At 72.8% G+C, this 17,233-nt stretch carries 19 protein-coding genes; 8 read left to right on the forward strand and 11 right to left on the reverse strand.

What is annotated here, in order from left to right; all coding sequences use genetic code 11:
* Positions 1–419: 419 nt before the first annotated feature.
* The 3 genes from ABD954_RS03540 to ABD954_RS03550 are packed head-to-tail and all read left to right on the forward strand — an operon-like array spanning position 420 to position 2,921.
* Positions 420–890, forward strand: a complete 471-nt coding sequence (locus ABD954_RS03540; RefSeq protein WP_345484263.1) for a cyclic nucleotide-binding domain-containing protein — start codon at positions 420–422, stop codon at positions 888–890.
* Between the two features lie 10 nt (positions 891–900).
* Positions 901–1,554 (forward strand): CBS domain-containing protein, encoded by a 654-nt coding sequence (locus ABD954_RS03545; protein ID WP_345484264.1) that lies wholly within the window; start codon positions 901–903, stop codon positions 1,552–1,554.
* Positions 1,555–1,556: 2 nt separating this feature from the next.
* Positions 1,557–2,921 (forward strand): nicotinate phosphoribosyltransferase, encoded by a 1,365-nt coding sequence (locus ABD954_RS03550; RefSeq protein WP_345484265.1) that lies wholly within the window; start codon positions 1,557–1,559, stop codon positions 2,919–2,921.
* Positions 2,922–2,945: 24 nt separating this feature from the next.
* On the opposite strand, the gene ABD954_RS03555 is transcribed toward ABD954_RS03550, so the two are convergent.
* The 3 genes from ABD954_RS03555 to ABD954_RS03565 all read right to left on the reverse strand — a co-directional run bounded on the left by ABD954_RS03555 (position 2,946) and on the right by ABD954_RS03565 (position 5,332).
* Positions 2,946–3,797, reverse strand: a complete 852-nt coding sequence (locus tag ABD954_RS03555) for a DMT family transporter (protein WP_345484266.1) — start codon at positions 3,795–3,797, stop codon at positions 2,946–2,948.
* Positions 3,798–3,875: 78 nt separating this feature from the next.
* Positions 3,876–4,754 (reverse strand): universal stress protein, encoded by an 879-nt coding sequence (locus tag ABD954_RS03560; RefSeq protein ID WP_345484267.1) that lies wholly within the window; start codon positions 4,752–4,754, stop codon positions 3,876–3,878.
* Between the two features lie 158 nt (positions 4,755–4,912).
* Complete coding sequence (locus tag ABD954_RS03565) at positions 4,913–5,332, reverse strand: Hsp20/alpha crystallin family protein (RefSeq protein ID WP_345484268.1); 420 nt, start codon at positions 5,330–5,332, stop codon at positions 4,913–4,915.
* Positions 5,333–5,579: 247 nt separating this feature from the next.
* Here ABD954_RS03565 and ABD954_RS03570 point away from each other — a divergent pair, with 247 nt between their 5' ends.
* Positions 5,580–6,248 carry a DUF4389 domain-containing protein gene (locus ABD954_RS03570; protein ID WP_345484269.1) on the forward strand — a complete coding sequence of 223 codons (669 nt, stop codon included), beginning with the start codon at positions 5,580–5,582 and terminating at the stop codon, positions 6,246–6,248.
* On the opposite strand, the gene ABD954_RS03575 is transcribed toward ABD954_RS03570, so the two are convergent.
* The 6 genes from ABD954_RS03575 to ABD954_RS03600 form a co-directional block, all read right to left on the reverse strand.
* Entirely contained in the window at positions 6,179–8,908 is a 2,730-nt protein-coding gene (locus tag ABD954_RS03575; RefSeq protein WP_345484270.1) for a cation-translocating P-type ATPase, read from the reverse strand. The genes ABD954_RS03570 and ABD954_RS03575 overlap by 70 nt on opposite strands.
* Before the next feature lie 19 nt (positions 8,909–8,927).
* Complete coding sequence (locus ABD954_RS03580; protein ID WP_345484271.1) at positions 8,928–9,518, reverse strand: Rv1733c family protein; 591 nt, start codon at positions 9,516–9,518, stop codon at positions 8,928–8,930.
* 49 nt (positions 9,519–9,567) lie between these two features.
* On the reverse strand, positions 9,568–10,071 hold the full coding sequence (locus ABD954_RS03585) for a flavodoxin domain-containing protein (protein WP_345484272.1): 504 nt from the start codon (positions 10,069–10,071) through the stop codon (positions 9,568–9,570).
* Complete coding sequence (locus ABD954_RS03590; RefSeq protein ID WP_345484273.1) at positions 10,068–10,523, reverse strand: Hsp20/alpha crystallin family protein; 456 nt, start codon at positions 10,521–10,523, stop codon at positions 10,068–10,070. The genes ABD954_RS03585 and ABD954_RS03590 overlap by 4 nt, the downstream gene beginning before the upstream one ends.
* A 266-nt stretch (positions 10,524–10,789) precedes the next feature.
* Positions 10,790–11,710: a universal stress protein gene (locus ABD954_RS03595; protein WP_345484274.1), complete on the reverse strand. Its 921-nt coding sequence runs from the start codon at positions 11,708–11,710 to the stop codon at positions 10,790–10,792.
* Positions 11,707–12,612, reverse strand: coding sequence for a universal stress protein (locus ABD954_RS03600; protein ID WP_345484275.1), 906 nt, complete (start codon positions 12,610–12,612; stop codon positions 11,707–11,709). Before ABD954_RS03600 ends, ABD954_RS03595 begins: the two co-directional genes overlap by 4 nt.
* 218 nt (positions 12,613–12,830) lie before the next feature.
* On the opposite strand from ABD954_RS03600, the gene ABD954_RS03605 reads away from it, so the two are divergent.
* On the forward strand, positions 12,831–13,691 hold the full coding sequence (locus tag ABD954_RS03605) for a universal stress protein (protein WP_345484276.1): 861 nt from the start codon (positions 12,831–12,833) through the stop codon (positions 13,689–13,691).
* A 55-nt stretch (positions 13,692–13,746) separates the two neighbouring features.
* Here the strand turns inward: ABD954_RS03605 and ABD954_RS03610 are convergent, their stop codons facing one another.
* Positions 13,747–14,322, reverse strand: coding sequence for a flavodoxin domain-containing protein (locus tag ABD954_RS03610; protein ID WP_345484277.1), 576 nt, complete (start codon positions 14,320–14,322; stop codon positions 13,747–13,749).
* Between the two features lie 207 nt (positions 14,323–14,529).
* Complete coding sequence (locus ABD954_RS03615; protein WP_345484278.1) at positions 14,530–14,943, reverse strand: arsenate reductase ArsC; 414 nt, start codon at positions 14,941–14,943, stop codon at positions 14,530–14,532.
* A gap of 109 nt (positions 14,944–15,052) precedes the next feature.
* On the opposite strand from ABD954_RS03615, the gene ABD954_RS03620 reads away from it, so the two are divergent.
* From ABD954_RS03620 to ABD954_RS03630, 3 genes are read left to right on the forward strand one after another with little or no spacing between them, the layout of a single operon-like run.
* A complete protein-coding gene (locus ABD954_RS03620) occupies positions 15,053–15,361 on the forward strand; it encodes an ArsR/SmtB family transcription factor (protein WP_345484279.1) in 309 nt (102 codons plus the stop codon).
* Between the two features lie 34 nt (positions 15,362–15,395).
* Positions 15,396–16,166, forward strand: a complete 771-nt coding sequence (locus tag ABD954_RS03625; protein WP_345484280.1) for an aquaporin — start codon at positions 15,396–15,398, stop codon at positions 16,164–16,166.
* The gene (locus ABD954_RS03630) at positions 16,163–17,218 is read left to right on the forward strand and encodes an ArsO family NAD(P)H-dependent flavin-containing monooxygenase (protein ID WP_345484281.1); all 1,056 of its coding nucleotides are present in this window, start codon (positions 16,163–16,165) and stop codon (positions 17,216–17,218) included. The genes ABD954_RS03625 and ABD954_RS03630 overlap by 4 nt, the downstream gene beginning before the upstream one ends.
* Positions 17,219–17,233: the final 15 nt, after the last annotated feature.

A 17,233-nucleotide genomic window follows, 5' to 3' on the forward strand; every position in this document is an offset into this window, starting at 1 on the left:
GCGGACCCCGTCACCACCGGGCGACCGCCGTCCATCCAGGCCCGGGGCCCGCTCGACCCTTTTCCGGCTCATGCGCGTCGATGCCGCGAGCGCCGGCACTCCGTACGGCGACAAAGGCGGGCAGGTCTGCTTCACGAACCATGGGCGGGATACCTCCACATACCCCCCGGGGTATTACCCTCTCGACAGTAGGACCCGTCATCGAGCCTTGTCAAATACCCCCTGGGGTATTGACGCTCCGTGTCGTCCCTGACACCGCCTCCGCACCGGGGCCTGGGAAGCCGGGCCCTCGCACCCCGGCCGGGGAAGGCCGTCCCGGTCCGCCGACCCGGGCCTTTCGGCCCCCGGTGTGCCCTGGGCGGCCCTGCCGGGGATCGCACGCCGCGCGGGAGTCTGTGAGGGAAGGGCTGGAGGACACCATGACCACCACGCGGACGCTCCTGAACGAACTCGCTCCCGAGGCGCGGAGGCGGCTCCTGGAGCACTCCCGCCCCGTCCGCTTCCCGGCGGGCACCCGCATCTTCCGCGAGCGGCAGCACGCCGACCATTTCTGGATCATCGAAACCGGCAGGGTCGAGCTCGACACGCACGTGCCCGGGCGCCGCAACGCCGCCGTGGACACCTTGGTGGGCGGCTCGCTCCTCGGCTGCTCCTGGATCATGCCGCCCTACCACTGGCACCTCGGTGCGACCGCGACCACAGAGGTCCAGGCTCTCGAGTTCGACGCGCAGGCCGTACGCGACCTCTGCGCGTTGGACCCTTCCGTCGGCGAGGCCGTCTTCGGATGCGTCGCGGCGACGATGGCGCGTCGGCTGCTGGCCGCCCGCGGCCGGCTCCTCGCCGACCTGATGCCGCGCGTCGGCGCGGAACCCCTGGCCTACGCCCGGTGAGGAGACAGCCATGACCACCCAGCCCTTCACCGTCGCCGACGTGATGACCAAGAAGGTCGTCGCGGTCCTGCCCGGAGCGGACTTCAAGGAGATCGTCGCCACGATGCAGCGGTGGAAGGTCACCGCCGTCCCCGTCGTCGAGGGCGAAGGCCGTGTCGTGGGTGTGGTCTCGGAAGCCGACCTCCTTCTCAAAGAGGAGTTCCACGACCACCGCCTGGGGCTCATGGAGCAGCTGCGCCGGCTCGACGCCACGGCCAAGGCCGGTTCGCGCCGGGCCGAGGACCTGATGACCTCGCCCGCCGTCACCATCGCGCCCGAGGCGTCCCTGCCGCAGGCCGCGCGCCTCATGGCCACCCGCCGTGTGAAACGGCTGCCGGTGGTCGACTCCGGCGGCACGATCCAAGGGATCGTCAGCCGGTCCGACCTCCTCAAGGTCTTCCTCCGCCCTGACGACGACCTTGCCGCCGAGGTCCGCCGCGACGTCGTCGCGCACCTGTTCCCGGTGTCCGGCCCCCGGGTCGACGTCCGTGTCGAGGCGGGTGTCGTGACCCTGTCCGGAGAGGTGCGCGACCCCGCACTCGTCCCCCTCGCGGAACGGCTTGCCCGGGCCGTCGAAGGGGTCGTGGACGTGCGCTGCGAGCTCACCGCCCGGAACGGGACGTAGCCGTGTCCGAGGTGACGGCCACCGACCTGTACGAGGTCACGATGGCGCTCTCGTACCTGCGGGAGGACAAGCGGGCACCGGCCACCTTCGACCTCTTCGTCAGGGATCTTCCGCCGGGCCGGGGATTCCTCGTCGCCGCGGGGCTCGAACCGGCCCTGGACTACCTCTCACGCTTCCGGGTGGGCCGCGGGGATGTCGAGGAGTTCGCCGAGGCGCTGAAGCGTCCGGTGGAGGACCTGGCACCGCTGCACGGGCTGTCCTTCGACGGGCAGGTCCGCGCCGTGCCCGAAGGGCGCCTCGTCCTCGCCGGCGAGCCACTCGTGGAGGTCACGGCGCCGCTGCCGCAGGCGCAGCTCGTGGAGACGTACCTGCTGTCCCTCCTGTGCCATCAGACGGCTGTCGCCTCCAAAGCGGCACGCTGCGTCCTCGCCGCCGGCGGGCGGCCGCTCGTGGACTTCTCCCTGCGCCGCACGCACGGGCCGGAGGCGGGCATGCAGGCGGCACGCCTGTGCGCGCTCGTCGGCTTCGCCGGCACCAGCAACGTCGCCGCCGCCCACCGGTACGGCATCCCCGCCGCCGGGACGATGGCCCATGCGTACATCGAGACCTTCGCCTCGGAGGAACAGGCGTTCCGAGCCTTCGCCCGCAGCCATCCCGGCCCGGTGACCTTCCTGGTCGACACCTACGACACCGGCCGTGGTGTGGCCACCGCGGCCCGCGTGTTCAAGGACCTGGGGCTCGGCCCGGGGTGCGGCGTCCGTCTGGACAGCGGGGATCTGGGCGCGCTCGCTCGCCGGGCCCGTACGGCCCTCGACGACGCGGGGCTGGGGACCGTGCGCATCATCGCGAGCGGCGGTCTGGACGAGTACGGCGTCGACCGGCTCGTACGCGACGGGGCACCGATCGACGTGTTCGCCGTGGGGACCAAGGTCGGCACGGCCGCCGACGCCCCGTACCTGGACACCGCGTACAAGCTGGTCGAGTACGACGACCGCCCCGTCATGAAGCTCTCCTCCACGAAGGTGTCCGCCCCCGGCCGGAAGCAGGTCTTCCGAGGCCCCGGTCTCCGTGACGTCATCGGCCTCGCGGACGAGGAACCGCCCGCGGGTACGGAGCCCCTGCTGCGGACCGTGATGCGCGACGGGCGGCGTACGGGGCCGCCCGACGACCTGGCTGCCGCCCGCGCCCGCTTCGAGGCCGACGTCGCGGAGGTTCCGGACGAGGCCAGGAGGATCGGGCAGCCGGTTCCGCCCCGGCCCGCGGTGTCGGCCCGGCTGGCGGCCCTGACCGCGTCCGTACGCCGTGGGATCGAGGAGCGCATACGGGAAGGCGACGGGCGACGAGGCACCGCGGCGTCGCGCATCTGAAGACACCGGACACGATCAGCAGCGTCATTCCGCTGCCAACGGTGACCGGCCCAGGAGCACGATGCCGGTCAGGGCCGCCGCCGCTCCCGCCATCTGTACCGTCAGCGCCCCGGCCGTGAGGGCGAGCTGTTCGCCGAAGACGGCTACACCGATGGCCACGGCACCGATCGGTTCGAGCGTGTCGATGACGGGCAGGGCGATGGCCAGGGAGCCCGCCTGAAAAGCGCTCTGTGACAGGACGAGACTCGTCACTCCGACGGCCACCAGGGCGTACGGCTCCCAGTGGAAGAGCGCTCCGAGACCGTCCGCCCTGAACCGACCGGCCGTGCTCTTGGTCAGGCCGTCGAGAAGAGCCAGCGTCAAGGCGGCGCAGACGGCGTACGAGGCCGTCCGCACCCGCCCTGGCCGGCTCGCTCCCAGGGGTGCCAGCAGGAACACCGCGCCGGCGAAGGCCGCGAACGCCGGTGCCCAGTCACGCACCGTCGCGACGGAGCTCGCGGGAGAGTGCGGGAGGACCGTCAGGAACACGGCCACTCCCCCCGCTGTGCAGATCATCCCGGCCGCCTCGACACGGGTCAGCGGCTCCCTGCGCCGCCGGGCCAGCAGCGGCAAGGCGAACAGGAGATCCATCGCGGCCAGCGGCAGCACCAGGACCAGCGGCCCGAAGGCCAGCGCGAGCGCCAGGAACGCGAACGAGGAGACGGACAGCGCCGTCCCCGCCACCCACATCGGCCGACGCGCCAGGTCGAACAGAAGCCGAGGGTGCAGCGCCTTGCGTGCGGATGTCTGTCGCGCCGCCTGGTGTTGGAGCACCGACCCGACACCGAAGCACACGGCGGACAGCAGAGCGCTCAGCACCGCCACCGCAGTGTTCATGACCCCAGGATCCCCGCCACTGCCCCGTGGTTCGGCTTTCGACGCGCGAGGGGGAGCGCGAGCGGCACGGGCGCCTCGTCAGTCATGGGCGATGACGGCCACGGGCACGGCGCAGTGGTGCATGACCGCGTGGGTGACGGGCCCTATGTGCGTGCCGAGAGACGCCCTGCGCACCCGCCGGCCGACCACCACCAGATCCGCGTCCCTGGCGCTGTCCAGCAGCAGTGGGGCGGGGCCGCCGACGCAGCACCGCTCCGCGAGTTCCACCGAAGGGAACCTCCGCCGCCACGGCTCCAGGGCCTGTGTGAGACGCCGGCTCATGTCCGGGCCCATCTCCCGCTCGGCGGCCACCAGTGCCGAGGCGTCGCGGACCACGGGCGGAATCCTCCATCCGTGCAGCGCGAGCACGCGACCGCCACGCACCGCGGCCTCTTGGCAGGCGAAATCCATGAGCGGGGCGAAGTACTGGTCGATGTCCACACCGACGACGACGGTGTGCGACGAAGAGGAGGGCGCAGCCTGCTCCGGCGCGGCCGACCGCCCGGGTGCCCGTACGAGCACGACCGGCCGCTCCGTAGCGTGGAGCGTCGCCATGCCGACCGACCCCAGCAGGAACCCTCTGACCCCGCTCAGCCCTCGCGAGCCGAGGACGAGAAGACCCGCGTCGGCCGCCTCTTCGGCAAGGGCCTCGGCGGGCTGGCCGGACAGATGCCGGGTCTCGATCTCCAGCGAGGGGTGCTCTCGCCGTGCCGTCTCCACGATGGCGGCCAACAGGTTCTCTGCCCAGAGGCGCCGCGCTTCGGGGGCGTCGTGCCGTACCTTCACCCCGTCCGGCCACGGATCCGCGTGGACGACCCGCAGGGGCACACCGCGGAGCACCGCTTCGTGCGCGGCCCATGCGGCCGCCGCGACGCACTCGGGTGCCCCGTCCACACCGACGGTCACGGGACGGATCATGCTGCGCCCTCCCTTTCGTCAGGGGGTGCGGCTCCGGCTCGCGGGCTGGTGGCTCGGGACTTGCGACGTGGGTCTTCCTCGCGGGACTCCGCTCGCCTCCCATACGTCCAGTATGTCCACGCGCCCGCGCACCGCCGCGGTTCAGTCCAGGCACACACTCAGAGGTGTCGCACCGACACGGCCCTCAGGCCGTCCTTCACCTCCAGCACCGGCATGGTGATGGTCAGGACGCCTTGCTCGTACGCAGCCGTCGCCTCGTCACTCATGACCCCCGGCGGCAACGGGGTGAAGTAGCCGTACCGGAATTCCGCGCGGCCCGGCCGGGTGCTCTCGTCGCTGCGTCCGGCACGGAGGATGAGACGCCCCTGCGTGATCGTGACCTCGATGTCCTCGGCGTCGATCCCCGGAAGCTCGGCCTGCAGCACGTACCGCCCGTCCGCCAGGCGTTCTTCCACGTGGACCCCGTCCGCTGCCGAGATCTCGTCCAGTACGGGGTATCCCGCCGTCGCCCAGTCGGACGGGTGGGGCTCGGCCGGCGGTGGGGGCCGATCGAGGAGCCGCTCCGTCGTGGCGGTCATCTCCACCGCCTCCTTCCTCCTCGCCTCCAGCGTCACCAGGAGAGCTAGAAGGCGCATGAGCCGACCGGTCCTCGTCTATGGGCCCGGTCGGCCCTTTCGGCCGAGGGGCCGACCGGTCCCCATCGCTTCGAACGGGCCCTCCCGGTCGCCCACGAACGCAGATGGCGGCGATCCTGGGAGGGGGGCGCAGGTCGCACTCGGGATCGTGGGCCGGCGAACACGACGACGCGGTGAGGAAGTGCCCCTCATGGAGAACCCGTCCCCCCTGTACCCCCCGGTCACGGTCACGGGCCGGCTCGACGCCCCGCTGTCCCGCTGGCTGTGGCTGGTCAAGTGGGTCCTGGTGATTCCGCACTGGATCGTGCTGTTCTTCCTGTGGATCGCCTTCCTCGTGGTCGCGGTGATCGCGTTCTTCGCGATCCTCTTCACCGAGCGGTTCCCGCGGGGCCTGTTCGACTTCAACCTCGGCGTGCTCCGCTGGTCCTGGCGCGTGTCGTACTACTCGTACGGCGCCCTCGGCACCGACCGCTACCCACCGTTCAGTCTGGGTCCCGAGCCCGACTATCCGGCCCGACTCGACATCGCCTACCCGGAGCGGCTGTCGCGCTCGCTGGTCCTGGTCAAGTGGTGGCTGTTGGCAATCCCCCACTACCTGGTGATCGCCTTCTTCACCGGCGGTCTGCGGGCCGGCTGGTGGACCGGCGGACTGATCAGCCTGCTCGCGCTGATCGCGGCCTTCGCCCTCGCCTTCACGGAGCGTTATCCGCGGGACCTGTTCGCCCTGATCGTCGGGCTGAACCGCTGGGTCCTGCGCGTCGCCGCGTACGCGAGCCTCATGACGGACGCCTACCCGCCGTTCCGGCTCGACCAGGGCGGCACGGAGCACGGGGCCGAGGTTGACGCCAAGCGCCTCTGACGGCGTCGTCGGGCGCGCCGCAGCTCGTCCGTGCCCCAGACCAGGACGGGGAAGGTCAGGACGAGCAGGACGACGTCCAAGGGGAGGGCGGCGGTGCCGAAGAGGTGCTGGAGCGGGGGCGCGTAGACGAGGGCGGCGGTGAAGGCGAGCTCGAAGGCGATGCCGGCGAGGAGCAGCGGGTTGGAGAGGACGCCGATGTCGCGGAGCGCCGCGTGGTCGGTGCGGGCGGCGAAGGCAGTGCCGACCTGGCAGGTGACGATGCCGGCGAACGTGGCGGTGGTGGCCGTCACGTACGCGTGATGGAGCGGGCTGCCGACGCCGGTCGGGTCGCCGGGGTGCCAGCCCGCGCGCCACAGTACGTAGAAGTAGCCGGCCATGACGAGGACGGCCGATGTGAGCCCCAGGTAGCCCCAGCTGCGCACGAGCATGTCCCGGGAGATCACGCCCTGGTGCGGTGGCCTCGGTGGCCGTTCCATGACCCCGGGTTCGGAGCGTTCCCGGCCGAGGGCGAGGGCGGGCAGGGTCTCGGTTCCCAGGTCGATGGCGAGGATCTGGAGCACGGTGAGCGGCAGCGGGACCGCCCCTGCGGACAGCGCGAAGACGAGGAAGGGGACGATCTCCGGGGTGGCGTGGGCGAAGATGTAGACGATGAACTTGCGGACGTTGTCGTAGACGCGGCGCCCGGACTCGATCGCCGTCACGATGGTGGTGAAGTCGTCGTCGGTGAGGACCATGGCGGCCGCCTCGCGGGCGACGTCGGTGCCGGAGCGTCCCATGGCCACTCCGATGTGGGCACGGTGAAGTGCGGGAGCGTCGTTGACTCCGTCTCCGGTCATGGCGACGATCCGGCCGTGGGCGCGGAGGGTGTCGGCCACCTTGAGTTTCGTCTCGGGCGAGGAGCGGGCGAAGACGATCTCGGCATCGCCCTTGACCAGCAGCCGGTCCAGCTCCTCGTCGTCCAGCCGCTCGGAGGCCGTGACGACCTGGAGGCGGGGTACGCCGATGCCGACCTCCCGGGCCACGGCGGCGGCCGTGGCGCCGTTGTCACCCGTCACGATGTGCACGCGTACCCCGGCCTCGTGGCAGCGCCGGACGGCGGCGGCCACCTCGGAGCGCGGCGGATCGTACAGACCGACAAGACCCAGCAGGCTCAGGGACGACTCGGCGTCCTCGCGCCGTGTCGGCGGATGGGCGCCCTTGGGCAGTTCTCGTACGGCCACGGCGAGCACGCGCATGCCGCCCCCGGCCAGCTCCTCCGCCGCCGCACGGGCGCTGTCCACGTCGGCCCCTGGCTGCAGCCGGGGCAGCACCGCTTCGGGGGCTCCTTTCACCACGATCCGTACCTGGCCGCCCGTTCCCGGATCGTCCTGCACCGCCGACATCAGCCGCAGCCGGGGATCGAAGCGGAACAGTGCCAGCCGCCCCGTGTCCCGGCCCGCGAGGTCCACGGGGACACCGCGCTCGGCGGCACCGGCGACGAGGGCCGCCTCGGTCGGGTCGCCGTGCGGTTCGCCGTCGGCGTCCCGGGTGACGGTCGTGCACAGCGCGGCCGTCCGCACCAGTTCCTGGGCCCACGGGCCCGCTTCGGCGCCGTGGCCGGGTGTCCACAGGGCGCGCAGCCGCATTCTGTTGCGGGTGAGCGTGCCCGTCTTGTCCGTGCAGATGACACTGGTCGAGCCGAGGGTCTCCACCGCGCTCAGCCGTTTCACCAGGGCACCGCGCCGGGCCAGGGCGCGGACGCCCACGGCGAGGGCCAGGGTGATGGTCGGGAGCAGTCCCTCCGGGACGTTGGCGACGAGCAGTCCGATGGCGAACATCAGCGAGTCGGTGAGCGGAAGGCCGACGGCCACCCCGACGACGAGGAACAGGGCGCCCATGCCGGTGGCCACGCCGGCGATGAGCCAGGCCACCTTCTTGACCTGCCTCTCCAGCGGGCTCGCCTCACGCCGGGTCCGCTGGCTGAGCGCGGCGATGCGGCCGAGTTCGGTGTGGTGGCCCGTGGCGAAGACCACGGCCCGGGCCTGGCCTTCGACGCAGGTCGTCCCGCTGAAGACGAGGTTCGGTTCGTCGAGGAGCGGCGCGCCGAGAAGCCCGGCCGCGGCGACCCGTTCGGCCGGGACGGACTCACCGGTGAGCATCGACAGGTCGACCTCGACCCCGCCGTCGGTCACGCGCGCGTCGGCGGGCACCTTGTCGCCCTCCTCCAGGACGATGACGTCCCCCGGCACCAGGTCGCGGGCCTCCACGGTGGTCGGTTTTCCGTCCCGCACGACGAGGGCGTGTTCGGGCAGATACCGGGCGAGGGTCTCCACCGCGCGCTCGGCCTGCCGTTCCTGGAGGAGGGCGAAGGCCGCGTTGACGGCGATGACGGCGAGGATCGCCCAGCCGAGGACCGCGAGGTCGGCGACGAAGGCAAGCGCGGCGGCGGCCCAGAGCAGCAGTGCGAGGGGATGGACCAGTTGTCCGGTCAGCTCCCGGGCGAGGGAGGAACGCGCTGTGCGCCGTACCTCGTTGGGCCCGTGGACGGCGAGGCGACGGGCGGCCTCGCGGGCGGACAGACCGTCCGCTCCGGTCGCCAGTTCGCGGCGCAGTCGGGGCAGTGGCTCGCTGGGGTCGAAGGGAAGCGCCTCGGCCGCCGCCCGTGCCTGCGAGTCGGCCACGGTGTCCCGACCCGCGCGGTCATGCATCGTCGCCCCCGGGGCCGGTGCCGCGCCGTAGCCGGCCGGACCAGAGAGGCTCCACCTGCTCCCACTCCCGCTCCAAGGCGGCGAGCCGGCGCCCTTCGGAGCTTCGTCGGACCAGGGCGAGAAGACCCGCGCCCGACGCCGCCACGGCTCCGGCAGCCGCCGTGCCGCCCGCGAGCGCGGTCAGGACGAGGTCAGCCGTGGCGTCGGGTGGGCGGACGGGAGTGCCGCGGTCGTCCACCCAGATGGTGACGGTACGGCCCTGAGGCGTCCGGCGCGGGACGTCGACGGTTCCGGACCTGTGGACGTCATCGGGGTACTCCCAGACCGCCGGGGCCACGGAGGGTGGTCTGCCTCCCTGCCGCGAGGCGACGGGCGGGTCCTCGGCCCGCCCGGTCGTGGTGGCCTGCACCTGGTGGCGGTGGGCGGCCAGGTCGCGGGCGGCGTCGGCACCGGCGGCCCACAGCACGACCGCGGCCACGGCGCCGCAGACGAGGGCGGCCACGCTGACCAGGACCAGCGGAACCCGCACGGCGGATCCCCTCCCGGACACGGTGGCCCCTCGCCCCGTCGTCTCCTCGCTCATGTCGCACCTCCGGGATGCGCGAGTCCGCCGGACGTCCAGGCGGTGCCGCTCAGCGCGTGGTGCCGAGCTCGTCGCCGATGTGGTGCGCCCATTCCTGGATCCGTGCCGGATTGCGGAAGTCCCCGCCCTTGCCGTGGCGGACCAGGGTGCGTGCGATGCGTCCGGGTGTCTCGGCGGTCACGGCGCCGCCGAAGGTGACGTGCTCCCGTGCGCCGAGCTTCTTCATGCGGCGGGCCACGCCGGGCGCCGGCGGGATGTCGTCCTGCTCGGCGGAGCTGTCGACGGGGCCGCTGCTGAACAGCCACAGGGGGCGGTCGCGGAGCTGGTCGGCGTTGCGGCGGGCGCAGCGGCTCGCCTTGCCGTTCCAGCGCCCTGCGTACAGGGCGCCGCCGAGCACGACCCCGTCGTATCCGCTGACGTCCCTGACCTCGTCGGCCGGCAGGACGACCGCGTCGAGGCCGTCGGCCCGGAGCGTCCTGCCGATCTCGTCGGCGATGCCCGCGGTCGCGCCGTGCTTGCTGCCGTAGGCGACCAGGACTCGTGTCGGGTTCATGACTGCTCTTCTCCTGCTGTGCCGCCCGCTCGCCGCACGGGTACGGTCCGTCGGGTCTCCGGCTTCCGCTCGGGCATCGGGACGCGGATGGTGAGGATGCCGTCCTTGTACGTGGCGTCGACGTCGTCGGCGGGGATCGTCTCGGGGAGGCGTACGGTCCGGCGGAAGGAGCCGTAGCGGAACTCCGAGTGCTCCTTGTCCTCCGAGCTTTCGCTGTGCTCGGCGCTCACCGTGATGAGGTTGTCGTCGACGGTGATGGTGACGTCGTCGGGGTCCATCCCGGGCAGCTCGGCCCGCAGCACGTACGCGCCTTCACCGCTGGACACCTCCACCGGGATGGAGTGCGCGGCGGTGGCGGGACGCCATCCGGGCAGCCCCGGGAACTCACGGTTGAACCAGTCGTTGAAGTCGGGGAAGAGGCTGTGCCTGCGTTCCACCTTGTGTCCGGTCATCGTCGTGCTCCTCATGTGCGGGCCTGGGCCCTACGGATGGATCAAGGGCGTAAGTGGTGTTCCCACCGCGCGCTCAGTACGGGAGCGGGCGGCCGGAGGGCGTCCGGAGGTCGAGCGGGCCGGGGCGGCGCGGCTGCTGGGGGCGGCGGCTGATCCGGATCTGCTGCATCGTGCTCACTCCTCCGGGGATCCGGACGGCGGTCCGGGCTCCCTCTCGTCCTCCCACCGTGCCGCCCGGGGCCTGTCGCGCCCCAGTGCCAGGAGGGTCATCCCGTCGGGGCCGGTCGGTCCGTGCGGGGCCGGGACCGGTCGGCCCTGGGGGAGGTACCGTCCGTCCCTGCGACCGCCGGCAGCGGGACGGTGACCACGGGGCACTCGGCGTGGTGCAACAGACCGTGGACCGTGGAGCCGAGGCGCATTCCGGTGTGGCCACCGCGGCCCCTGCGACCGACCACCACCGCGAGTGCCTCCGCGGAGGCGCGGGTGAGCTTTTCGACGGGGTGACCGCGCACGACGACGTCCTCCACCTCGACGTCCGGGTGGTGTACGGCACAGCCGGCGACCGCCTCGGCGAGCAGGAGGCGGCGCTCGGCCAGGCCCTCGTTCTCGTCGCCGGCCGACAGCAACGGCCGGGGCCACACCCACACCGCCTTGAGTCGCGCCCCACGCAGACTCGCTTCTGCCATGGCGAACGCGACGGCGGCCCGGCAGTCTCCGCTGCCGTCCACGCCGACGACGATCAGCGGCGGGCGGACGGCCGTGTGCTCCGGTTCCCGGATCACGACGACGGGACACTCGGCGCGCGCCGCCAGCGGGACCGCCACGGAGCCCTCGCTGAAGATCTCGGCGGCCCTGCCGAGGCGACGGGACCCGACCACCGCGAGCACGGCACCCGGTGTTCTCTCGAGCAGCACGGCCGTGGGCAGCCCGTGGACGAGTTCCGTCGCGGTGCGCAGGCCGCCGTGCAGTCGCCGTACGACGTCCTCCGCGTTCGAGAGCGTGGCCTCGGCTCGCATCCGCAGGGCGCTCAGGTGGCCGACCGCGGCGTAGGGGAGCCGGTCGTGGACCGGGGGAACGGCCGCCACGAGGCGGAGCCGGGCGTGTCTGCGTGCGGCTTCGTCGGCGGCCCAGACGAGGGCCGGGACGGACAAGTCGCCGGGGTCGACCCCCGCCAGCACGTCGCTCACGGCCCCTCGTCACGTGCCGTGAAGGCGTCCGGGACGATCTGGACCGGGCAGTGGGCGTGGTGGATGAGAGCGTGCGCGACCCGACCCAGGGACGGGCCCAGGCCCAGGGAGCGGCGGCCCCGGCCCATCACGAGCAGGTCGGTGCGGGCACTCGCCTCGATCAGGATGCCGGGGGTGCTCGTGCCGGTCTCCACGTGGTGGGTGACGATCAGTTGGGGACAGATCTCGCGGACGGTGTCGGCGAGCGCCTTCACCTCGTGCACGCGGTGCCGGGCGATCTCGTCGAGGTCGTCGAGCATGGTCGTGACCTGGCCGACGTGCGTCAGCACGTTCCACACGCTCACGATGCGCAGGGCCGCCTTGTGGGCATCGGCCTCGGCGGCGGCGAGCAGCAACACGTCGAGGTCCGCAGCGTCGTGTACGGCAGCGGTCACGGATCCGGTCTGGGGTCGCTCGTTGTCTCCGCGGACGACGATCACGGGCACCTCGGCGCGGGCCGCCACACCGAGGCCGACCGAGCCCAGCAGGAGGGCGGAGAAGCCTCCGAGCCCCCGGTTGCCGACCACCACGGTCCCGCGGTCGCCGGCGGTCTCCTGGATGCCGGAGACCGGATCGCGACGGCTGAGCACCTTGGTGACGGCAAGCTCCGGGTAGCGTTCCCGGACGGCGTGCGCGGTCTCGGTCAGCAGGTCGCGGCCCGCTTCCCGTACCGCCTGGAGAGTCTCCGCGTCCGTCCAGTACGCGCGCCGGTCGGTGCCGGCGGCGTGCACCAGGCACAGTGGCCGGCCCCGGCGGTCCGCTTCGGCGGCGGCCCAGAACGCGGCGGTCCGGGCGGAGGGGGACCCGTCGACGCCCACGACGACATCGCCGAGCTCCGGTCGGGCGGGGGTCTCGTTGTTCATGGTTCCTCCTTCACAGGTACGCCACCCGGGAACCGAGCCTGGGGAGCGACATCTCCCACGCTGGCACCGTGGTCGGCTCCGAGGCGATGGGCCGTTCGGCCCCGAGCGGGACCTGCCCGGCCCCTGCGGCGTGGAGGCTCGGGCAGCAGGCTGGAGCTGAAGGCGCGTGCGCGCGGCGCTCGGACGTCGCGGCACGGACCCGGCTGAGGAGGCAGGTCATGACAGCCCAGGTCACCGTCGGTCTCGACGGCTCGGAAGAAAGCGCCGCCGCCGCTCGCTGGGCGGCGAAGGAAGCGGTGCTCCGCGAAGTGCCGCTCCGGCTCGTGCACGTGGACGAGTGGCCGAGCACACCGGAGATCCCCGCCCCGTACGCCCGCACCCACGCGGAACGCGCCCGCGGCCTGCTCGCGGACGCGGCGGACGAGGCACGCAAGGAGCATCCCGACCTGGAGGTGTTCACCGAGCGGGCGCAGGGCCGGGCGGCCGGGATACTGACCGCCGCCGCGAACGAGGCCGACCTGACGGTACTCGGCTCGCGCGGTCTGGGCGGCGTCCTCGGCTTTGCCGTCGGCTCGGTGTCCCTCTCCGTCGTCGGCGCCGCCCGGCAGCCGGTCGCCCTGGTGCGCGCGAAGGGTGAACGGCCGGTGCCGCCCCGCGCCGGCATCGTCGTGGGCGTCGACATCTACCACCCGTGCGAGGCGCTGCTCGGGTTCGCGTTCGCGGAGGCCGCTCGTACGGGTCTGCCCCTCCGGTTCCTGCACAGTTGGACGCTGCCGGCCTCGTACGGCTACGCGACTCTGGCGGATCCGGGGCTCGGCGAGGAGCTGGGCGACCGTCTCGAGGGGGGCCTTGACGATCTCCTGGAGCCGTGGCGGAGGCGGTACCCGGAGGTGCGCGTGACGGCCGGGGCTGCCATGGGTCCTGCCGCGTACCACCTGGTCGAGGCGTCGCAGGACGCGGATCTCGTCGTCGTGGGACGCCGGACCCGGAGGGTCCCCGTGGGCCCGCACCTCGGCCATGTGGCGCACGCGGTCATCCACCACAGTCCCGCGCCCGTCGTCCTGGTGCCGTTGGTGTGATCCGGCCGCCGAGCAGCGCCGGGTCCTGGGCGGGCCGGTCTGGGCTCGGCGGTCGTCAGTCCGGCGTGTCGTCGGCTTCCGCGCCGCTGCCGAGCACCTCACGACCGATGTGCCGGGCCCAGTCGTCGACCGCGGGCCAGTCCCGGTAGTCGCCGTAGCGCAGCCCCATCGCCTGGAATTTCAAGCGCCCTGTCGGCGTCAGGTGCTCGGGGGCGATGACGCCCGAGAACAGGCGGTGACCGCGCGGGTGCAGCTCGTCGATCAGGCCGCCGACCACATGGCCTTCCTCCCTGCCGACCAGCGCCCGCCACGGCCCCCGCGCGGCGGCCGGCATCCCCACGCTGAAGAGCCAGACGTCTCGCGCGGCCAACAGGTCCGCGCCGGCGCGCACGAAGCTCAGCGCCTCAGGAAGCCATGCCATGTCGTGAACGGCGCTGCCCACCACGACGACGTCGTACTCACCCGGGTCGCCCACCTCCTCGACGGGAAGCACGCCGACCCGGGCCCCCTGCTCCTGGAGACGAGCGGCGATGCGCTCGGCGATGCTCCTGGTCGAACCGTGAACACCGGCATGGGCGACGAGTACGCGGACGCCATCGCGTCGTCGGAGAGACTGCGGAACGGTGCTCACACCCGCCAGTCTCCTGCCGTGCCGTGCCGACCGCGAGTCGCGGAGCCGCGACGGCGGCCGGAGCCGACGGTGACGACGTCGCCTACGTCGTCGGTCTGATCGTCGTGGGTCCGGTCTCCATCGGCCTGGTCTCCGTCGGTCCGGTCACCGTCGGCCTGGTCTCCGTCGGTCCGGTCATCGTCGGCCTGGTCTCCGTCGGTCACACGTTCAGGCCGTCTTGGCGTCGATGTCGGCGATCAGACCCTCGATGAGGACCTTGATCTCGTCGCGGATGGGGCGGACGGCCTCGACGCCCTGCCCGGCGGGATCCTCCAGCTGCCAGTCGAGGTAGGTCTTGCCGGGGAAGTACGGGCAGGCGTCACCGCAGCCCATGGTGATGATGTAGTCCGACGCCTGCGCGGCCTCGGCGGTCAGGACCTTGGGCTGCTGGTCGGAGATGTCGATGCCCAGCTCGGCCATCGCGGCGACGGCCGAGGGGTTGATCCGGTCGCCCGGCAGGGAACCCGCGGAGCGGACCTCGACGCGGTCGCCGGCCAGGTGCCGCAGGAATCCGGCGGCCATCTGGGAGCGGCCGGCGTTGTGAACGCAGACGAAGAGCACGGAGGCGAGCGGAGCGGTCATCGATTCATCCTCGGGGGACGGCGCGGCCATGGCGACGGGTGCCGGCTGCGCATGCACGGAGATCAGCCCGGACTGGTATCAGTCTCAGGTGATGTGACAGTATCAGCCCATGATGACGTCAGTCGATACTGATCTGATCAGGGTGCTGAGCGACCCTCTGCGCCTCCGGATCGTGACCCTGCTCGCCCGCGAGACGCTGTGCACCACCCACCTCGTGGAGGAGACCGGTGCCCGGCAGACCAACCTCTCCAACCACCTGAGAGTGCTGCGCGAGGCCGGGGTCGTCGAGACGGAGCCCTGCGGGAGGTTCACCTACTACCGGCTCAAGCCGGACGTCATCCACACGCTCGCGGAACAGTTCGCCGCCCTGGCCGCGACCGCCCGCGCCACCGCCGCCACCAAGAGAGCCTGCCCCTAGCCTCTCGCCCCACCTGCCCGAGGAGATCCCGCCCGTGACCGCCACCGAGCCCGCCGCGAGGCGCGCCACAGCCACCGCCCCGTCGCCTCAGCCGGCGCCCGGCGCCACCCCGCCCCGCGCTCCGCTCACCGCCCGGGCGGCTGCCGAACTCGTCGGTACCGCGGCCCTGGTCGCGATCGTGGTCGGCTCCGGCATTCAGGCCACGCGGCTCACCGACGACGTCGCGCTGCAGCTCCTCGCCAACTCCACGGCCACCGTCTTCGGCCTCGGCGTGCTCATCACCCTCCTCGGCCCGGTCTCCGGCGCGCACTTCAACCCGGCCGTCACCCTGGCCGAGTGGTGGACGGCCCGCCGTGGCGGTGGCGGCGTGAACGCCCGCGAGCTCGCCGCGTACGTCCCCGCCCAGATCGCCGGCGCGGTCCTCGGCGCGGTCCTGGCGGACGCCATGTTCGGCGAGCCGCTGGTCAAGTGGTCCACGCACGACCGTTCCGCCGGGAACCTGCTCCTCGGCGAGGTCGTGGCCACCGCCGGCCTGATCCTGCTGATCTTCGGCCTGGCCCGCACCGACCGGCTCCGCTTCGCGCCCGTCGCCGTCGCCTCGTACATCGGCGCCGCCTACTGGTTCACCTCCTCCACCTCCTTCGCCAATCCCGCCGTGACGACCGGCCGGGCGTTCACCGACACCTTCGCCGGCATCGCCCCCGGCTCGGTGCCCGGCTTCATCGGCATGCAGCTGGTCGGCACGGTCGTGGGTCTGGTGCTCGTCGCGGTCGTCTTCGTGCGCGGCAGGGCGGACGCGGAGTGACCCGGGTCGTGGACGTGGTGGTGATCGGCGGCGGCCAGTCCGGGCTCGCCGCCGGCTACCACCTGCGTCGCCTCGGCCTGGACTTCCTCATCCTCGACGCCCAGCCGGCGCCGGGAGGGGCGTGGCAGCACACCTGGGACTCCCTCCACCTGTTCTCGCCCGCCGCGTATTCCTCCCTGCCCGGCCGTCTCATGCCCCCGCAGCCGGGCGAGACCTATCCGGACGCCGCCCACGTCGTCTCGTACCTCACCGACTACGAACAGCGGTACGAGCTCCCCGTCCACCGCCCCGTACGGGTCACCGCCGTCCACCGCGACGGCGAACTCCTGCGCGTCGAGACCGACTCCGGTACGTGGCGCGCCCGGGCGGTCGTCAGCGCCACCGGAACCTGGTCACGGCCCTTCGTCCCCGCCGTACCCGGTCGTACGGAGTTCCGGGGCTCCCAGCTGCACACGGTCGAGTACCGAAGCCCGCGCGACTTCGCCGGACAGAGGGTGATCGTGGTCGGCGGCGGCAACTCCGGTGCCCAGATCGCCGCCGACCTCGCGCACGACACCGACCTCACCTGGGTCACCCCGCGCCTGCCCCGCTACCTCGCCGACGACATCGACGGCCGCGCCCTCTTCGACCACGCCACCGCACGCCGCCGCGCCCTCGACGAGGGCCGCACCGACACCGGCGGCGTCGCCTCCCTCGGCGACATCGTCGCCGTCCCGCCGGTCCGCGCGGCCCGCGACGCGGGCCTGCTCAAGGCCGGGCCGATGTTCGCGCGCATCACCCGGAGCGGCGTGGCCTGGGCGGACGGCACGACGGCGGAAGCGGACGCGATCATCTGGTGCACCGGATTCCGCCCCGCCCTCTCCCATCTCGCGCCCCTCGGCCTGCGCGGGCCCCGTGGCCACATCCCCACCGCCGGCACCCGGGCGAGCGGCGAGCCCCGCCTCCACCTCCTCGGCTACGGCGACTGGACCGGCCCCGCCTCCGCCACCCTCATCGGCGTCGGCCGCCCCGCCCGCGAAGCCGCCCGCGCGATCTCCGCCCTGCTCCGCTGACCGGGGAGCGCACAC

The sequence above is a fragment of the Streptomyces roseoviridis genome (assembly GCF_039535235.1).
In the GTDB taxonomy this organism is placed as follows: domain Bacteria; phylum Actinomycetota; class Actinomycetes; order Streptomycetales; family Streptomycetaceae; genus Streptomyces; species Streptomyces roseoviridis.

Bases quoted from the DNA above. Each gene is read 5' to 3' on its own strand.
- ABD954_RS03545 (WP_345484264.1), top strand. From the start codon at position 901: ATGACCACCCAGCCCTTCACCGTCGCCGACGTGATGACCAAGAAGGTC.
- ABD954_RS03560 (WP_345484267.1), bottom strand. From the start codon at position 4,754: ATGATCCGTCCCGTGACCGTCGGTGTGGACGGGGCACCCGAGTGCGTC.
- ABD954_RS03540 (WP_345484263.1), top strand. From the start codon at position 420: ATGACCACCACGCGGACGCTCCTGAACGAACTCGCTCCCGAGGCGCGG.
- ABD954_RS03585 (WP_345484272.1), bottom strand. From the start codon at position 10,071: ATGAACCCGACACGAGTCCTGGTCGCCTACGGCAGCAAGCACGGCGCG.
- ABD954_RS03615 (WP_345484278.1), bottom strand. From the start codon at position 14,943: ATGACCGCTCCGCTCGCCTCCGTGCTCTTCGTCTGCGTTCACAACGCC.
- ABD954_RS03555 (WP_345484266.1), bottom strand. From the start codon at position 3,797: ATGAACACTGCGGTGGCGGTGCTGAGCGCTCTGCTGTCCGCCGTGTGC.
- ABD954_RS03620 (WP_345484279.1), top strand. From the start codon at position 15,053: ATGATGACGTCAGTCGATACTGATCTGATCAGGGTGCTGAGCGACCCT.
- ABD954_RS03605 (WP_345484276.1), top strand. From the start codon at position 12,831: ATGACAGCCCAGGTCACCGTCGGTCTCGACGGCTCGGAAGAAAGCGCC.
- ABD954_RS03565 (WP_345484268.1), bottom strand. From the start codon at position 5,332: ATGACCGCCACGACGGAGCGGCTCCTCGATCGGCCCCCACCGCCGGCC.
- ABD954_RS03600 (WP_345484275.1), bottom strand. From the start codon at position 12,612: ATGAACAACGAGACCCCCGCCCGACCGGAGCTCGGCGATGTCGTCGTG.
- ABD954_RS03580 (WP_345484271.1), bottom strand. From the start codon at position 9,518: ATGAGCGAGGAGACGACGGGGCGAGGGGCCACCGTGTCCGGGAGGGGA.
- ABD954_RS03590 (WP_345484273.1), bottom strand. From the start codon at position 10,523: ATGACCGGACACAAGGTGGAACGCAGGCACAGCCTCTTCCCCGACTTC.
- ABD954_RS03570 (WP_345484269.1), top strand. From the start codon at position 5,580: ATGGAGAACCCGTCCCCCCTGTACCCCCCGGTCACGGTCACGGGCCGG.